Below are 17,111 nucleotides of genomic sequence, written 5' to 3'. Positions count from 1 at the left end.
ATGTCATCGCCCGGCATGACAAATGTCAGAGCATCACGGGCATACGAAGAGACCCCGGTCCGATGGACCGGGGTCTCTTTCCCGAGCGGACGACGAGGCTCGAACTCGCGACCTCAACCTTGGCAAGGTTGCGCTCTACCAACTGAGCTACGTCCGCACTGCCCCCGATCGGCTCCCACCGATCGGTGCGAGCACCAGCCTACCTGATCCACAGGAGTGGTCATGACGGCCGATGCCGGAGCGGGTGACAGGAATCGCACACTGCGCCTTCCCCCTGGAAGGGGGATGTTCTACTACTGAACTACACCCGCACGCTCCTCGGGGTTCGGTCCTTTCGGCCTCGCCCCTCGGCGTGTCCCAGACATTAGCTGATCAGCAGGGGGGTAGCGCAAGTCGGCTCCCGTGAGGCCGCGCAGGCCGACCGCCGCCGGCCAAGTGCACAGCCCTCAGGGTCCGCTGACGGACCCTGAGGGCTGCCCCTTCGCGGGCTTCACTGGGCGGCGCTGAAGGCCTCGTAGACCTTCTTGGGGATGCGTCCGCGGGCCGGCACGTCCATCTTGTTGGCCTGGGCCCAGGCGCGGACGGCCGCAGGGTCGGGCGCGACCTCCGTCTGCTTGTACGCCCTGCCGGACCGCGACCGCTTGCGGCCGGCCTCGACGTAGGGCGCGAGCGCCTTGCGCAGTTTCTTGGCGTTGGTTTCGTTGAGGTCGATCTCGTACGACTTGCCGTCGAGTCCGAAGGCGATCGTTTCCGCCGCTTCCGAGCCGTCGATGTCGTCAGAGAGCGTGACCACGACCTTTTGCGCCACGAATATCGGTCCCTTCGTGCGGCACGTCGATACAGCTCAACGGCGATGACGTGCCGAGTATCGGCTATTGCCAATTCATTTGTACAGTGCCCGGCAATGCAAAGTGAAGCCCGACTAAATCCGCCCGCGTGTCCGAACACAATAGGCGGACCGGGCGAACCGTCGAACTTTCCCAGAACTTTTCGTGGCAGTACGGCTTCGACACCGGATCGTGATGCGTCTCACGTAGTTTCCTACAACTCTACCCGCGTAGAAATTTTGTGCGGGTAGTCTGAAGGAACCTGCTCAGCACCACACATCGGGAGTGCCAGTGGCACGCGTCGTAGTCGACGTCATGCTCAAGCCGGAGATCCTCGACCCCCAGGGCCAGGCGGTCCAGCGTGCGCTGCCGCGCCTGGGTTTCGCGGGGATCTCGGACGTACGTCAGGGAAAGCGATTCGAACTGGAAGTTGACGGTCCCGTCGACGAGGCAGTGCTCGCCCGCATCCACGATCTTGCGGAATCCTTCCTCGCCAACACGGTGATCGAGGACTTCATCGTCAAGGTGGAAGAAGTGGCGGAGGCGGCCAAGTGACCGCTCGTATTGGCGTCGTCACTTTCCCGGGGAGCCTCGACGACCGGGACACCCAGCGTGCGATCCGTCTCGCGGGCGCCGAGCCGGTCGCCCTGTGGCACAAGGACAAGGACCTCAAGCAGGTCGACGCCGTGGTCCTCCCCGGCGGTTTCTCCTACGGCGACTATCTGCGTGCCGGTGCCATCTCCCGGTTCTCGCCGGTGATGGAGTCCGTCATCGAGCAGGCGAGGGCCGGTCTGCCGGTCCTCGGTATCTGCAACGGCTTCCAGGTCCTCACCGAGGCGCATCTGCTCCCGGGCGCGATGCTCGGCAACAACCACCTGCATTTCATCTGCCGCGACCAGAAGCTGCGGGTGGAGAACGCGCAGACGGCCTGGACCGGCGACTACCGCGCGGGCCAGGAGATCCACATCCCGCTGAAGAACATGGACGGCCGGTACGTCGCCGACGCGTACACGCTCGACGAGCTGGAGGCCGAGGGGCGGGTCGTCTTCCGGTACCTCGTCCGCGGCGAAGCCGCTGATGGATACGGCAACCCCAACGGTTCCCTGCGCGACATCGCCGGCATCACCAACGAGGCCGGCAACGTCGTGGGCCTCATGCCGCACCCCGAGCACGCGGTCGAGCCGCTCATCGGCACGGGCCGCACCGACGGCCTCCCGTTCTTCACCTCGATCCTCAAGAAGCTGGTGGGCGCATGAGCCGGACGCCTCTGGACACGGTCGAGCACGCGACCGCGACCCCCGACGTCGAGCTGCCCTGGGCCGAACTCGGCCTGAAGGAGGACGAGTACGAGCGGGTGGTGGAGATCCTCGGCCGCCGCCCGACCGGCGCCGAACTCGCCATGTACTCGGTCATGTGGTCCGAGCACTGCTCGTACAAGTCCTCCAAGGTCCACCTCCGCCAGTTCGGCGAGAAGGCCCCCGAGTCGGACGCGCTGCTCGTCGGCATCGGCGAGAACGCGGGCGTCGTCGACGTCGGCCAGGGCTACGCGGTCACCTTCAAGGTCGAGTCCCACAACCATCCGTCGTACGTGGAGCCCTACCAGGGCGCCGCGACCGGCGTCGGCGGCATCGTCCGCGACATCATCGCGATGGGCGCCCGCCCGGTCGCGGTCGTGGACCCGCTGCGCTTCGGCGCCGCGGACCACCCGGACACCAAGCGCGTCCTTCCGGGCGTGGTGGCGGGCATCGGCGGCTACGGCAACTGCCTGGGCCTGCCCAACATCGGCGGCGAGGTCGTCTTCGACTCCTGCTACCAGGGCAACCCGCTGGTCAACGCCGGTGCCATCGGAGTGATGCGGCACGAGGACATCCACCTCGCCAAGGCCTCCGGCGCGGGCAACAAGGTCATCCTCTACGGCGCCCGGACCGGCGGCGACGGCATCGGCGGCGCGTCGATCCTCGCGTCCGAGACCTTCGACGACGCCAAGCCGAGCAAGCGCCCGGCCGTCCAGGTGGGCGACCCCTTCCAGGAGAAGCTCCTCATCGAGTGCACCCTGGAGGCCTTCCGGGAGAAGCTGGTCGTCGGCATCCAGGACCTCGGCGCGGCGGGCCTGTCCTGCGCCACCTCCGAGCTGGCCTCGAACGGCTCCGGCGGCATGCTCGTGACCCTGGACGACGTGCCGCTGCGCGACTCGACGCTCTCGCCCGAGGAGATCCTCATGAGCGAGTCGCAGGAACGCATGTGCGCGGTGGTCGAGCCGGAGAAGGTCGACCGCTTCCTGGAGATCTGCGAGAAGTGGGACGTCATCGCCACCGTCATCGGTGAGGTGACCGACGGCGACCGGCTGGAGATCTTCTGGCACGGCGAGAAGATCGTGGACGTCGACCCGCGCACGGTCGCCCACGACGGCCCGGTCTACGAGCGTCCCTACGCCCGCCCGGACTGGCAGGACACCCTCCAGGCCGACGACGCGAACAAGCTGCCGCGGCCCGCCACCTCCGAGGAGCTGAAGGACCAGGTCCTCAAGCTGGTCGGCTCCCCGAACCAGGCCTCCAAGAAGTGGATCACCCAGCAGTACGACCACTTCGTGCAGGGCAACACCGTCCTCGCCCAGCCGGAGGACTCCGGCATGATCCGCGTCGACGAGGAGAGCGGCCTCGGCGTCGCGATCGCCACGGACGGCAACGGCCGCTACGCCAAGCTCGACCCGTACGCGGGCGCGCAGCTGGCGCTGGCGGAGGCCTACCGGAACGTGGCGACGACCGGTGCCAAGCCGCTCGCGGTCTCCGACTGCCTGAACTTCGGCTCGCCCGAGGACCCGGCGGTGATGTGGCAGTTCGCCGAGGCCGTGCGCGGTCTGGCGGACGCCTGCCTGCAGCTCGGCACCCCGGTGACCGGCGGCAACGTCTCGCTCTACAACCAGACGGGCGAGGTGGCCATCCACCCGACCCCGGTGGTCGCCGTCCTCGGCGTGATCGACGACGTGGCACGCCGCACCCCGGTCGCCTTCCAGGAGGAGGGCCAGCTGATCTACCTCCTCGGCGACACCCGCGAGGAGTTCGGCGGCTCGGCCTGGTCCCAGGTCGTCCACGACCACCTCGGCGGTCTGCCCCCGCAGGTCGACCTGGAGCGGGAGCGGCTGCTGGCCGAGATCCTGATCTCCGCCTCCCGCGACGGCATGATCGACTCCGCGCACGACCTGTCCGACGGCGGTCTGATCCAGGCGGTCGTGGAGTCCGCGCTGCTCGGCGGCAAGGGCGCGCGGCTGGTCGTACCGGACGGGCTGGACGCGTTCACCCTCCTGTTCTCCGAGTCGGCCGGCCGTGCGATCGTCGCCGTGCCGCGCTCGGAGGAGGTCCGCTTCAACGACATGTGCGGTGCGCGGGGCCTGCCGGCCACCCGCATCGGTGTCGTGGACGGTGACGCGGTCGAGATCCAGGGCGAGTTCGCGCTCACCCTCCAGGAGCTGCGCACGGCGCACGAGGAGACCATTCCGGCGCTGCTGGCGTAGCTCGCCACCCGCCTGCTGCGAAGGCCCTGCCCGCGACCGCGGGCGGGGCCTTCCCCGGCGGCACGGGCACGATCACCGTGTCTTCGCGCCGGTCGAAAACAGTCTGAACGGCCGCGCTCCGAAGGCATAGGCTCACCGCCATGCCTCCGGCCAAGAAGCGTGCCCGCGCCTACGACCCCGCCAAGACCCGTGCCGCGGTCCTCGCCCAGCTCGGCAACGTGCGGGAGGCCGTCCGCGGCCTCGGTCCCGAGCAACTCGCCCTGCCCACACGGCTCGGCGCATGGACCGTACGCGATCTGATCGCGCACATCGGTATGGCGGCCACCGCCGTCCACCGCGCCCTGGACCGGCCGGCCCCGCCCAAGCAGGACGTGACGGTCGCCGAGTGGCCCTTCGCCACCGCCGCGAGCGCCTCCGCCATCGACGAGTTCACCCGCGGTCTCGCCGCGGACCACCCCGACGTCGGCGCCTTTCTCGCCGACGTCGAGGCCTCCCTGCGCACCCTTCTCGCCGGGCACCTCGGCGGCCGGCTGCTGGAGACCAACGCGGGCGCGCTGCCCCTCGACGACTACCTGGTCACCCGGACCGTCGAACTCGTCGTCCACACCGACGACCTCAACGCCGCGGTGCCCGGTCTCCAGGTGCCCCACGACCGCCAGGCCCTGGCCGCCGCCACCCGGCTGCTCGCCGACGCCCTCGCCGTGAAGGCGCCCGGCGGCTCCACCGAGGTGCGTGTGCCGCCGTACGCCGTGGTGCAGTGCGTCGAGGGGCCCCGGCACACCCGCGGCACCCCGCCCAACGTCGTCGAGACCGATCCGCTGACCTGGATCCGGCTCGCCACCGGCCGGGTGGGCTGGGCGGAGGCCGTCGAGGAGGCCATGGTGAGCGCCAGCGGGGAGCGGGCGGACCTCGGGGGGCTGCTGCCGCTGATGTCGTAGCGGAACCACTTGGACCGGCGGAGCGTCGAATCGCCATGAATCGGTACAAGAAGCGCATGATCCCGACGGTGGCCGCCGCTCTCGCCGTGCTCACGGTGGCATGCGGCAGCGGGAGGGCGGACAGTGGTGCGGTGAGCGTCCAACAGCCGGTGACCGGCGTCGACTGGCGGGTCGACAGCCTGACCGTCGGTGGCAGCACCCGGCACGCGCCCGCTGCCGCCCGCCTCCGCATCGACGCCGACGGCAAGGCGGCCGGGAACCTCGGCTGCAACCAGTTCAGCGCCCGGGCCACGGTCCACGGCGACCACATCACCTTCGGCGATCTGCGCACGACCAGGATGGCCTGCGCCCCCGACCGGATGGACTTCGAGCGCGCCCTCTCTCGCGCCCTGACCACCGGCACGCTCGTGGCCAAGGCCGGCGACGGGAAGCTGACCCTCACCGACGGCGACGGCGACCGCATCCAGCTCAGCCGCGGCACGTCCGGATGATCACCCGCAGTACGCCCGAATGATGTGCGACACCTCACTCACAGACCCGGCGAACCCGGCGGCGGGCGTCGCGCGGCAGGCCGCAGGCGCCCACCGGATAGTCGAACACGCCTAGCTGACCTGCATAAACGAAGAAACCGACAAGGTGATCCACATGATCTGATCCGTAAGAAGCGCGTATCCCCAATTCGGACCAGTGGTCGACCTCGCCTACACTCGGTGGCGTGCCACGTGGTGACGGTCGACTCAATCACGATCTGCTTCCCGGCGAGAAGGGCCCCCAGGACGCTTGCGGCGTCTTCGGTGTCTGGGCTCCGGGTGAAGAGGTCGCAAAGCTCACGTACTTCGGGCTCTACGCCCTCCAGCACCGGGGTCAGGAATCCGCGGGAATCGCGGTCAGCAACGGCTCCCAGATCCTCGTCTTCAAGGACATGGGCCTGGTCTCCCAGGTCTTCGACGAGACCTCGCTCGGTTCGCTCCAGGGTCATATCGCGGTCGGACACGCCCGCTACTCGACCACCGGCGCCTCCGTGTGGGAGAACGCCCAGCCGACGTTCCGTGCCACCGCGCACGGCTCGATCGCGCTCGGCCACAACGGCAACCTGGTCAACACGGCACAGCTCGCCGAGATGGTCGCCGACCTGCCGAACGACAACAACAGCCGCTCCACCCGGGTCGCGGCGACCAACGACACCGACCTGCTGACGGCCCTGCTCGCCGCCCAGGTCGACGCGGACGGCAAGCCGCTCACCATCGAGGAGGCCGCCCACACGGTCCTCCCCAAGGTGCGGGGCGCCTTCTCCCTCGTCTTCATGGACGAGCACACCCTCTACGCCGCCCGTGACCCGCAGGGCATCCGCCCGCTGGTCCTCGGCCGCCTGGAGCGCGGCTGGGTGGTCGCCTCCGAGACCGCCGCCCTGGACATCGTGGGCGCCAGCTTCGTCCGTGAGCTGGAGCCGGGCGAGTTCGTCGCCGTCGACGAGAACGGTCTGCGCAGCTCCCGATTCGCAGAAGCGAAGCCCAAGGGCTGTGTGTTCGAGTATGTGTACCTGGCCCGCCCGGACACCGACATCGCCGGCCGGAACGTGTACCTCTCCCGGGTGGAGATGGGCCGCCGGCTCGCCAAGGAAGCCCCCGCCGAAGCCGATCTGGTCATAGCCACCCCGGAGTCCGGCACCCCTGCCGCCATCGGCTACGCGGAGGCCTCCGGCATCCCCTTCGGCGCAGGTCTCGTGAAGAACGCCTACGTCGGCCGGACCTTCATCCAGCCTTCGCAGACCATTCGCCAGATCGGCATCCGCCTGAAGCTGAACCCGCTGAAGGAAGTCATCAAGGGCAAGCGCCTGGTCGTCGTCGACGACTCGATCGTGCGCGGCAACACCCAGCGCGCCCTGGTCCGCATGCTCCGCGAGGCCGGCGCGGCCGAGGTGCACATCCGGATCTCCTCGCCGCCCGTGAAGTGGCCCTGTTTCTTCGGTATCGACTTCGCCACGCGCGCGGAGCTGATCGCCAACGGAATGACCATCGACGAGATCGGCACCAGCCTCGGCGCCGACTCGCTCGCCTACATCTCCATCGACGGCATGATCGAGGCGACCACCATCGCCAAGCCCAACCTGTGCCGCGCCTGCTTCGACGGCGAGTACCCGATGGAGCTGCCGGATCCCGAGCTGCTCGGCAAGCAGCTGCTGGAGACCGAGCTGGCCGCCGGGCCCGCCGCGACGGCCGCCGCCGACGCGATCCGCCGCCCGTAAGCCCCGTCATCAACCCGAAAGATCCCAGGCAATGTCTGCTGTGTCAGATCAGTCGACTCCGTCGACGGGCAGTTCCGGTGCTTCCTACGCGGCTGCCGGTGTCGACATCGAAGCGGGCGACCGCGCCGTAGAACTCATGAAGGAGTGGGTGAAGAAGACGCAGCGCCCCGAGGTCCTCGGCGGCCTCGGCGGTTTCGCCGGGCTCTTCGACGCCTCCGCCCTCAAGCGCTACGAGCGCCCGCTGCTCGCCTCCGCCACGGACGGCGTCGGCACGAAGGTCGACATCGCCCGCCGTATGGGCGTGTACGACACCATCGGCCACGACCTCGTCGCCATGGTCATGGACGACATCGTCGTGTGCGGCGCCGAGCCGCTGTTCATGACGGACTACATCTGCGTCGGGAAGGTCCACCCCGAGCGCGTCGCGGCCATCGTGAAGGGCATCGCGGAGGGCTGTGTGCTCGCCGGATGCGCGCTGGTGGGTGGCGAGACGGCCGAGCACCCGGGCCTGCTGGGCGCGGACGACTTCGACGTCGCCGGCGCCGGTACGGGCGTCGTGGAGGCCGACCGGCTGCTCGGTGCGGATCGCATCCGTACGGGCGACACGGTGATCGCCATGGCGTCCTCGGGGCTTCACTCGAACGGGTACTCCCTGGTCCGCCACGTCCTGCTGGACCGCGCCGGGCTCGCCCTGGAGGCAGAGGTCGCCGAGCTCGGTCGCACCCTCGGCGAGGAGCTGTTGGAGCCCACGAAGATCTACTCGCTGGACTGCCTGGCGCTGACCCGCACCGCCGAGGTGCACGCGTTCTCGCACATCACCGGCGGCGGTCTCGCGGCCAACCTGGCCCGTGTGATCCCGGACGGGCTGCACGCCACGGTCGACCGCTCCACCTGGGCCCCCGGCGCGATCTTCGACCTGGTCGGCAGGACCGGGAACGTCGAGCGCCTGGAGCTGGAGAAGACCCTCAACATGGGCGTCGGCATGATGGCGATCGTCCCCGAGGAGTCCACCGAGGTGGCCCTCGCGACCCTGGCCGACCGTGGTGTCGAGGCATGGGTGGCCGGCGAGATCACGGAACGTGGCGAGAAGGCGACGGGTGCCGAGCTGGTCGGGGACTACGCCGTCTGACCGTACGGACAGCACAGAAACCGGTCGGTGGCTCTGCCACCGACCGGCCCGGTCACTGCAAGGTCAAGCGCCGCGACGGTGCTGTTGGTGAGGATCCTTGTGGTCCTCGTCCTCGTCGTCGTCCTCATAGAGGTCGGCGTAACGAGAATAGAGCTCGTCGTCTTCGTTCTCATCGTCCTCGAGCGGCTCGCCGTTCGGCGGCTGGCTCGAAGTCGATGCGCCCAGTTCACTGGCCAGACGTGACAGGTCAGTCCCACCGCTGTTGTACTTCAGCTGGCGGGCGACCTTTGTCTGCTTGGCCTTGGCCCGGCCGCGCCCCATGGCTCGACCCCCTCGGTGACAGGGGCTCAACGGCCCCAGAGTCTGACACGCGTTCATGATCCGGAACGGACCCTCCGCAGAGAGGCCGGTCCGTAGGGCTTCCACGGTACCTGAGCCCGCGCCCATACGGTACGTCGCCCGCAGCACGCGCGTGTGCCCAAGACCTGCGAGGCGCCCCGTCCTCGCTGGTCAGTGGCGATTTTAACCACTTATCGGGGAACGACCCGCCGGTGGAAGTGAGAGTTCTCTCTAAGTTCCCGCCGACGGGTACCGCTCACGTGTGCGACCGAGTCAGTGTGCGACACGTCCCGCGCGTGCCTCGGCCATGCGCTGCTCGGCGATCCGGTCGGCCGCGGCGGCCGGCGGAATCCCGTCTTCCTTCGCACGTGCGAATATGGCCAGCGTGGTGTCGAAGATCTTCGCCGCTTTCGCCTTGCACCGGTCGAAGTCGAACCCGTGCAGCTCGTCGGCGACCTGGATGACCCCGCCGGCGTTCACCACGTAGTCCGGCGCGTAGAGGATCCCGCGGTCGGCGAGGTCCTTCTCGACGCCCGGGTGCGCGAGCTGGTTGTTGGCCGCGCCGCAGACCACCTTGGCGGTGAGGACCGGCACGCTGTGGTCGTTCAGGGCGCCGCCGAGCGCGCACGGGGCGTAGACGTCGAGCCCCTCGGTCCGGATCAGCGCCTCGGTGTCGACGACCGCCGTCACGCCCGCCGGGTACTGCTCGAGGATCCGCTGGACGGCGTCCGGGCGCACGTCCGTGACGACGACCTCGGCGCCCTCCTCGCGCAGGTGCTTCACCAGGTGGTGGCCGACCTTGCCGACGCCCGCGACGCCGACCTTGCGGCCGCGCAGCGAGGGGTCGCCCCACAGGTGCTGGGCGGAGGCGCGCATGCCCTGGTAGACGCCGAAGGCGGTGAGCACGGAGGAGTCGCCGGCGCCGCCGTTCTCGGGGGAGCGGCCGGTGGTCCAGCGGCACTCGCGGGCCACGACGTCCATGTCGGCGACGTAGGTGCCGACGTCGCAGGCGGTGACGTAGCGCCCGCCGAGCGAGGCGACCATGCGGCCGTAGGCGAGGAGCAGTTCCTCGGACTTGTCGCGTTCCGGGTCGCCGATGATGACGGCCTTGCCGCCGCCGTGGTCGAGACCGGCCATGGCGTTCTTGTACGACATCCCGCGCGCGAGGTTGAGGGCGTCGGCGACGGCCTCGGCCTCGGTGGCGTACGGGTAGAAGCGCGTGCCGCCGAGGGCCGGGCCCAGGGCGGTGGAGTGGATGGCGATCACGGCCTTGAGGCCGCTGGCGCGGTCCTGGCAGAGCACGACCTGCTCATGGCCGCCCTGGTCCGAGTGGAACAAGGTGTGCAGGACATCAGCAGGTGCGCCGGTTACGTCGGTCACTGTGGTGACTCCTGTGTACTAGCGGCGAGTGGGGCTGGCACCCCGTACGGGTGGCGGGGCGCCGTGGCATGAGCGTAGAGCCTCGACTCGACCACCATCCGTGCAGTGTTCAGGATCACTCTCGAGAGCCGCTTGTGCACGCATGTCCGTGGCACGATTTGCAGTGGTTTTGCAGCGGTTTTCGGGCGGGGCCCGGTGGGGAGGGAGCAGGCGTGCCGAAGGTGTCCTCCGTGGTCGTCCCTTATGCCGCGTACCTGCGCGTGTACGAGCCGCTGGTCGCCTTCCCGGAGCCGGAGCGCAGCCACTGGGCGAGCTACGCCCGCCGCCCCGACCGCCCCTCCTACCAGGACGAACTGCGCCGCTCCCTCGCCGACTTGCTGCCCACCCCGCCGGTCGTCGTGCCGGTGCACGAGAGCAGCGACGCCTTCGTGCTGGAGGTCGACGGCGTGGTCTGCGTGTGCCCCTGGCGGACCCGGCTGCGCGGCTGGCAGGCGCTCGGCGAGCTGGTGGACGAGCTGCCGGCGCCGGTCCTCGACGCGGCGCTGCCCCAGGTCGTGCGCCTCCAGGCCGCCCAGGACTACGAGCGCTGGCTCGTGCGCAACCCCGACGCCCGCCCGTGGATCCGCACGGCGACCTGGCAGGTGCCGCTGAACTGGTTCGTGCTGGTCTCCGACGAGGAGCGGCGCCACGAGAAGGGCACCGCCGAGGTGCCGCCGCTGCTGCGCTACCGCACGCCCATGGTGCAGGCCCGGCGGCGGGTGGCGCGGGCGCTGCGCACGCTGAAGGACACCGTCGAGGAGAGCCCGCTGATCGAGGGCCTGATGGACGTCGGCCGCTGGCTGGAGGAGTTCCACCCGCGCTCGCTGGTGGAGCTGGACTACGGCGGGCTGGTGCATGTGCTGTCGGCCGCCGAGTTGGAGGGCGACCACTCGGCGGCGGACGTGGCCGGCGGCATCGAGGCGCTGCGTCGGGGCGACGGGGCGGCGGCCGGCGAGGCGTACGTGCGGCTCGTCGAGCGCTGGCGGGCGGTACGGGACCGGCGTTCCGCGAATTGAGTGACATGTGGGCGTGATGTACATCACGGCTCGAACGGCGTCGAACGACGTACGGTCTACGGCACTTGACCATGTGACGGGACGTTGGTCCCGATCTGGACTATTGCCTCAAGGGTGATGGACGGCACTTACCCGGCCCTTGCGCCTCTTGCCACTCCTCATGCCAAAATAGGACAAGGAGTCCGGGGAGGGCTCCGTCCGTCCAACTATGCTCCATCATGGGCGGAATCTCAGCATTGCACGCTTTGGGGGGTCTGGTGACTCCTGATCGCCCTGTGACTGATCGTCACAGTGGCGTGACTGTCCGCTATGGCATGGTCCATCGGCTTCCGTCGCTGATGAACACCTGGGAGGGCAATTCCATCGGTTTGGCCGACGCGGCTGGACAGATGGTGTAGTTGTAGTGCCGAGGACAAGCCGTTCGTCCTATAACCGACTCGACTCGCGTCCGCCATTTCGGGCAACGCGGGTCAAGGTGCAGAATTTAGAGGAAAGAACCGAGAAGGTTCGGTTCTCCCGAGGAGGCCGCTCATGACCGCTCGCACCCCTGATGCCGAGCCGCTGCTGACCCCGGCTGAGGTCGCCACCATGTTCCGCGTCGACCCCAAGACGGTCACGCGGTGGGCGAAGGCCGGCAAGCTCACGTCCATCCGTACGCTCGGCGGCCATCGCCGCTATCGCGAGGCTGAGGTCCGCGCTCTGCTCGCGGGCATCCCGCAGCAGCGCAGCGAGGCCTGAACAACCGCATAACCGGGCAGAACGGCAGGTCCCCCAACCTGTCGAGGCGCCCGAAACCCTAGCTCCAAGCGACGCGGGACCTGCCCCAACAGGCCCCACGCCCAGGCCGAAGAGAACGTTGTAGGCAGCGACACAGGGTGCGTCGTAGATCGCGCTGGACCCCGCCGGGTTCAGCGCGATCTTTTTTGTGTGCTGGTCGGGGCCGGGGGCGGCGCTCCGTGAGCGCCCTTGTCGGAGTCTGGGCAGGGCTGTCGGAACCGCTGCGCACGGCCTCCGAGGGCGGTGCAATTGCACATATTCTATTGACCAGTTGTAGGGCGGGGGTAAGTTCCGCCCTTTCAAAAACTCATGCGGTGACTCCCGTCACACGACCCGTCGGTTGTTGCCGACGGTGTGTGTGCGCTAGAGGAGCGGTCCGTTCCAGCGTCCCACGTCGACGGGGCTGTTGGGACCGGCCTTGGTCACGCGGTGCGAGGACTTTCGTCCTCCGTCTCCTCGTCGCTCGCCTCATGGATCCGCGGGGTGGTGTCCATGGCCAGCCGCAGCAGGTGATGGCAGATGGGGCAGTGGCGGGTGAGGTGCCGGTAGGCCGAGGCGGCCGACAGATGGGCCCGGAGCAGTGCCCGCGTCTCGTGCCTGGCCGATGCCGCCATACGCCACCTCCGCGGACCGCACAGGGGAACGGGCCCTGGTCTCTGGGTACCGACGGAATGTGACGCCGTCAAGGGCGCGGACGCCCACTGCCGGCCTGCCGCGAAGCGGGGAACAGAAGAAGGGCCCCACGAGGGGGCCCTTCTCTCTTGCGGTCCTGACGGGATTTGAACCCGCGGCCTCCACCTTGACAGGGTGGCGAGCACTCCAAACTGCTCCACAGGACCAGGTTTCGCGGCGCTTGGCTCGGTGCGTTGCGCTGCGAGATGAGACTGTACAGGAGGTGGGGTCGCCTGGTCGAACTCACCCCCTGTACACGGGCGGCTACGGTGCGGCCGCGTCGATCGCCTTCACGATCCGCTTGTCGGAGACGGGGTACGCCGTGCCCAGCGCGTGGGCGAAATAGCTGACCCGAAGCTCCTCGATCATCCAGCGGATGTCCAGGACCTGCCGCGGCACCGGGCGGCCCTTGGGGAGCTGCTCCAGGAGCCAGGCGTACTCGTCCCGCATCTCGTGGACCTTCTCCATGCGCGTGGTGTCCCGCTGGACGTTCGTCGGCATCTGCTGCAGACGCCGGTCCGCGGCCACCAGATAGCGCATCAGGTCGGGCAGGCGGCGTATGCCGGCCCACGTCACGAAACCGGGCTTCACAAGGGCGTCCAGCTGCCCCCGGACGTCCGTCAGGTTCGCGAGCAGCACCGGGCTCCGCACGGCCTTCAGACGGCGCTCACAGGCCTGCCAGGCCGCGAGGACCTGCTGCACCTGGGCGACCGTGCGGACCGTCGTGTCGACGATCTCCGCGCGCACCTTGTCGTACAGCTTCCGATACGACTCCTCGTCCCACACCGGGCCGCCGAAGTCCGCGATCAGCTTGTCCGCCGCGGCCGTCGCGCAGTCGTCGAAGAGGGCCTGGACGGAGCCGTGCGGGTTCGCCGACAGGGCGAGCTTCTGGGCGTTGGTCAGCTTCTCGGAGGCGAACTTCGCCGGGTTCACCGGGATGTTGCGCAGGATGAGCCGCCGGGTGCCCTTCCACATCGCCTCGGTCTGCTCGGCCTCCGTGTCGAAGAGCCGGACCGAGACCGTGTCGCCGTCGTCCACCAGGGCCGGGTACGCCTTCACCGGCTGGCCGGCGCGGCGGGTCTCGAAGACCCGGGTGAGCGTGCCGATCGTCCAGTCCGTCAGGCCCTTGCGTTCCAGGGACTCGCCGCCCTCGCGGGAGGCCGTCGCCGCGGCGGCCTGGGAGAGGGCCTTGCGCGCCTTCGGCTTCAGCTGGAGCTTCAGCGCCTCCAGGTCCTTGTCCTCGGCCAGGTTGCGGCGCCGCTCGTCGACGATCCGGAACGTGATCTTGAGATGGTCGGGGACCTTGGACCAGTCGAAGTCCTCCGCCTCGAACGGCACGCCGACCATCCGCTTCAGCTCGCGGGCCATCGTCACGGTCAGCGGCTCCTGCAGGGGCACCGCCTTCTCCAGGAAGGCCCTCGCGTAGTTCGGCGCGGGCACGTAGTTGCGGCGGATCGGCTTGGGCAGGGTACGGATCAGTTCCGTCACCACCTCCTCGCGCAGGCCCGGGATCTGCCAGTCGAAGCCCTCGTCCGTGATCTGGTTGAGGACCTGGAGCGGGACGTGGACCGTCACACCGTCCGCGTCCGCGCCCGGCTCGAACTGGTACGTCACCCGGAACGTGAGCTGCCCCTGCCGCCAGGAGTCCGGATAGTCGGCCTTGGTCACCGCCTCGGCCGACTCCCGGATGAGCATCTCCCGCTCGAAGTCCAGGAAGTCCGGCTGCTCCGTCCGCTTCCGCTTCCACCAGGAGTCGAAGTGGGCTCCGGAGACGACGTGTTCGGGCACCCGCTGGTCGTAGAAGTCGAAGAGCGTCTCGTCGTCGACCACGATGTCCCGGCGCCGCGCCCGGTGCTCCAGCTCCTCCACCTCGCTGAGGAGTCTGCGGTTGTCGGCGAAGAACTTGTGGTGCGTGCGCCAGTCGCCCTCGACCAGCGCGTTGCGGATGAACAGCTCGCGGCTGACCTCGGGGTCGATCCGGCCGTAGTTCACCTTGCGCTGGGCGACGATCGGGACGCCGTACAGCGTGACCTTCTCGTACGCCAGCACGGCCGCCTGGTCCTTCTCCCAGTGCGGTTCGCTGTACGTCCGCTTCAGCAGGTGCTCGGCGAGCGGTTCGACCCAGTCGGGCTCGATCTTGGCGTTGACCCGCGCCCACAGCCGGCTCGTCTCCACCAGCTCGGCCGACATCACGAACTTCGGCTGCTTCTTGAACAGAGAGGAGCCCGGGAAGATCGCGAACTTGGCGCTGCGGGCGCCCAGGTACTCGTTCTTGTTGCCGTCCCGTACGTCCTTCATCCCGATGTGGGAGAGAAGGCCGGCGAGGAGCGAGACGTGGATGCGGTCGCCGGGCGCGTCCTCCTCGGCGAGGTGGATGCCCATCTGCTTGGCGACCGTACGCAGCTGGGTGTAGATGTCCTGCCACTCGCGGATGCGCAGGAAGTTCAGGTACTCCTGCTTGCACATCCGTCGGAAGGAGCTGGAGCCCCGCTCCTTCTGCTGCTCACGGACGTACCGCCACAGGTTCAGATAGGCGAGGAAGTCGCTGGACTCGTCCTTGAAGCGGGCGTGCTGCTGGTCGGCCTGGGTCTGCTTGTCGGCCGGCCGCTCGCGCGGGTCCTGGATGGACAGCGCGGCGGCGATGACCATGACCTCGCGGACGCAGCCGTTGCGGTCGGCCTCCAGGACCATCCGGGCCAGGCGCGGGTCGACGGGCAGCTGGGCCAGCTTGCGGCCGGTGTCGGTGAGCCGCTTGCGGACGTCCTTCTGCGTGGGGTCCAGCGCGCCCAGTTCCTGCAGCAGCTGCACGCCGTCACGGATGTTGCGGTGGTCCGGCGGGTCGATGAAGGGGAACTTCTCGATGTCGCCGAGGCCGGCGGCGGTCATCTGCAGGATCACGGAGGCGAGGTTCGTGCGCAGGATCTCGGCGTCCGTGAACTCCGGCCGGGCGAGGAAGTCGTCCTCGGAGTACAGCCGGATGCAGATACCGTCGCTCGTCCGGCCGCAGCGGCCCTTGCGCTGGTTGGCGCTGGCCTGGGAGACCGGCTCGATGGGCAGCCGCTGGACCTTGGTGCGGTGGCTGTAGCGGCTGATCCGGGCGAAGCCGGGGTCGATGACGTACTTGATCCCGGGGACGGTGAGGGACGTCTCGGCGACGTTGGTGGCCAGAACGATCCTGCGCCCGGTGTGAGGCTGGAAGACCCGGTGCTGCTCGGCGTGCGACAGCCGGGCGTACAGCGGCAGTACCTCGGTGAACCTGTACTTCTTCTTCTCCAGCGCGTCCGCCGTGTCCCGGATCTCCCGCTCACCGGAGAGGAACACGAGGATGTCGCCCTGCCCCTCCGCCATCAGTTCCTCGACGGCGTCGGTGATCGCGGTGATCTGGTCCCGGTCGGCGTCCGCAGCGTCCTCGGTGTACTCCTCCAGCAGCGGCCGGTAGCGCACCTCCACCGGGTAGGTCCGGCCGCTGACCTCGATGATCGGGGCGTCGCCGAAGTGCCGGGAGAAGCGGTCGGGGTCGATGGTCGCCGAGGTGATGACGACCTTGAGGTCCGGGCGCCTGGGCAGCAGCTGTGCCAGATAGCCGAGCAGGAAGTCGATGTTGAGGGACCGCTCGTGGGCCTCGTCGATGATGATCGTGTCGTAGCCGCGCAGCTCGCGGTCGGTCTGGACCTCGGCGAGCAGGATGCCGTCCGTCATCAGCTTGACGAAGGTGGCGTCCGGGTTCACCTGGTCGGTGAAGCGGACCTTCCAGCCGACGGCCTCGCCCAGGGGCGTCTTCAGCTCCTCCGCCACGCGCTCGGCGACGGTCCGCGCGGCGATACGGCGGGGCTGGGTGTGCCCGATCATGCCGCGCACGCCCCGGCCCAGCTCCATGCAGATCTTGGGGATCTGCGTGGTCTTGCCGGACCCGGTCTCACCGGCCACGATGACGACCTGGTGATCGCGGATGGCCGCCGCGATCTCGTCCTTCTTCTGGCTGACCGGCAGCTGCTCGGGGTACGTGACGGCGGGCACGCGGGCACGCCGTTCACCGATCCGGGCCTCGGCCTTGCCGACCTCCGCCTCGATCTCGGCGAGGACGGCGGCGCGGGCCTCCGGCTTACGGATCTTGCGCGCACCCTCCAGCCGCCGGCCGAGCCGATGCGCGTCGCGCAGCGACAGCTCGGTCAGACGGGGGGCGAGGGCGCCGAGAGCGGGGGCGGGATGCGTAGACATACGCGATCCAGGATCTCACC

The 17,111-nt window shown here is 69.0% G+C and carries 14 protein-coding genes and 3 tRNA genes; 9 read left to right on the top strand and 8 right to left on the bottom strand.

Translation table 11 applies throughout. The features are described from left to right. Positions 1-84 precede the first annotated feature (84 nt). The 3 genes from AQI95_RS00260 to AQI95_RS00250 form a co-directional block, all read right to left on the bottom strand. A tRNA-Gly gene (locus tag AQI95_RS00260) sits at positions 85-157 on the bottom strand. An 82-nt stretch (positions 158-239) separates the two neighbouring features. Next, positions 240-311 (bottom strand) — tRNA-Gly (locus tag AQI95_RS00255). Between the two features lie 179 nt (positions 312-490). Next, positions 491-808: a histone-like nucleoid-structuring protein Lsr2 gene (locus AQI95_RS00250; protein WP_067115318.1), complete on the bottom strand. Its 318-nt coding sequence runs from the start codon at positions 806-808 to the stop codon at positions 491-493. 310 nt (positions 809-1,118) lie between these two features. On the opposite strand from AQI95_RS00250, the gene purS reads away from it, so the two are divergent. The 7 genes from purS (at position 1,119) to purM (ending at position 8,650) form a co-directional block, all read left to right on the top strand. Next, positions 1,119-1,382, top strand: coding sequence for a phosphoribosylformylglycinamidine synthase subunit PurS (gene purS, locus AQI95_RS00245; RefSeq protein WP_067115315.1), 264 nt, complete (start codon positions 1,119-1,121; stop codon positions 1,380-1,382). After that, positions 1,379-2,083 carry a phosphoribosylformylglycinamidine synthase subunit PurQ gene (gene purQ, locus AQI95_RS00240; RefSeq protein WP_067115312.1) on the top strand — a complete coding sequence of 235 codons (705 nt, stop codon included), beginning with the start codon at positions 1,379-1,381 and terminating at the stop codon, positions 2,081-2,083. Before purS ends, purQ begins: the two co-directional genes overlap by 4 nt. Next, positions 2,080-4,338, top strand: coding sequence for a phosphoribosylformylglycinamidine synthase subunit PurL (purL, locus tag AQI95_RS00235; RefSeq protein ID WP_067115309.1), 2,259 nt, complete (start codon positions 2,080-2,082; stop codon positions 4,336-4,338). Before purQ ends, purL begins: the two co-directional genes overlap by 4 nt. 140 nt (positions 4,339-4,478) lie before the next feature. Next, positions 4,479-5,276 carry a maleylpyruvate isomerase family mycothiol-dependent enzyme gene (locus tag AQI95_RS00230; RefSeq protein ID WP_067115307.1) on the top strand — a complete coding sequence of 266 codons (798 nt, stop codon included), beginning with the start codon at positions 4,479-4,481 and terminating at the stop codon, positions 5,274-5,276. A gap of 35 nt (positions 5,277-5,311) precedes the next feature. Then, positions 5,312-5,767: an META domain-containing protein gene (locus AQI95_RS00225; protein WP_067115305.1), complete on the top strand. Its 456-nt coding sequence runs from the start codon at positions 5,312-5,314 to the stop codon at positions 5,765-5,767. 224 nt (positions 5,768-5,991) lie between these two features. Next, positions 5,992-7,521, top strand: coding sequence for an amidophosphoribosyltransferase (purF, locus tag AQI95_RS00220; protein ID WP_067115297.1), 1,530 nt, complete (start codon positions 5,992-5,994; stop codon positions 7,519-7,521). A gap of 31 nt (positions 7,522-7,552) precedes the next feature. Beyond that, a complete protein-coding gene (purM, locus tag AQI95_RS00215) occupies positions 7,553-8,650 on the top strand; it encodes a phosphoribosylformylglycinamidine cyclo-ligase (protein WP_067115294.1) in 1,098 nt (365 codons plus the stop codon). 63 nt (positions 8,651-8,713) lie between these two features. Here the strand turns inward: purM and AQI95_RS44305 are convergent, their stop codons facing one another. Both AQI95_RS44305 and AQI95_RS00210 read right to left on the bottom strand, forming a co-directional pair. Further along, positions 8,714-8,971, bottom strand: coding sequence for a DUF3073 domain-containing protein (locus tag AQI95_RS44305; protein WP_079070959.1), 258 nt, complete (start codon positions 8,969-8,971; stop codon positions 8,714-8,716). A gap of 291 nt (positions 8,972-9,262) precedes the next feature. Next, positions 9,263-10,369 carry a Leu/Phe/Val dehydrogenase gene (locus AQI95_RS00210; RefSeq protein ID WP_067115291.1) on the bottom strand — a complete coding sequence of 369 codons (1,107 nt, stop codon included), beginning with the start codon at positions 10,367-10,369 and terminating at the stop codon, positions 9,263-9,265. 212 nt (positions 10,370-10,581) lie between these two features. On the opposite strand from AQI95_RS00210, the gene AQI95_RS00205 reads away from it, so the two are divergent. Together AQI95_RS00205 and bldC are read left to right on the top strand one after the other, a co-directional pair. Then, positions 10,582-11,424 (top strand): DUF8083 family protein, encoded by an 843-nt coding sequence (locus AQI95_RS00205; RefSeq protein ID WP_067115289.1) that lies wholly within the window; start codon positions 10,582-10,584, stop codon positions 11,422-11,424. 531 nt (positions 11,425-11,955) lie between these two features. Beyond that, positions 11,956-12,162 carry a developmental transcriptional regulator BldC gene (gene bldC, locus AQI95_RS00200; protein WP_003949541.1) on the top strand — a complete coding sequence of 69 codons (207 nt, stop codon included), beginning with the start codon at positions 11,956-11,958 and terminating at the stop codon, positions 12,160-12,162. Positions 12,163-12,623: 461 nt separating this feature from the next. On the opposite strand, the gene AQI95_RS00195 is transcribed toward bldC, so the two are convergent. The 3 genes from AQI95_RS00195 to hrpA all read right to left on the bottom strand — a co-directional run bounded on the left by AQI95_RS00195 (position 12,624) and on the right by hrpA (position 17,091). Further along, entirely contained in the window at positions 12,624-12,815 is a 192-nt protein-coding gene (locus AQI95_RS00195) for a DUF6274 family protein (protein WP_067115286.1), read from the bottom strand. A gap of 150 nt (positions 12,816-12,965) precedes the next feature. Further along, positions 12,966-13,040 (bottom strand) — tRNA-Asp (locus AQI95_RS00190). Between the two features lie 97 nt (positions 13,041-13,137). Continuing rightward, on the bottom strand, positions 13,138-17,091 hold the full coding sequence (hrpA, locus tag AQI95_RS00185; RefSeq protein WP_067115283.1) for an ATP-dependent RNA helicase HrpA: 3,954 nt from the start codon (positions 17,089-17,091) through the stop codon (positions 13,138-13,140). Positions 17,092-17,111: the final 20 nt, after the last annotated feature.

The organism is Streptomyces yokosukanensis, from assembly GCF_001514035.1.
In the GTDB taxonomy this organism is placed as follows: domain Bacteria; phylum Actinomycetota; class Actinomycetes; order Streptomycetales; family Streptomycetaceae; genus Streptomyces; species Streptomyces yokosukanensis.
Note: the sequence above shows the minus strand (reverse complement) of the source record. Positions and strands in the feature narration are given on the sequence as shown.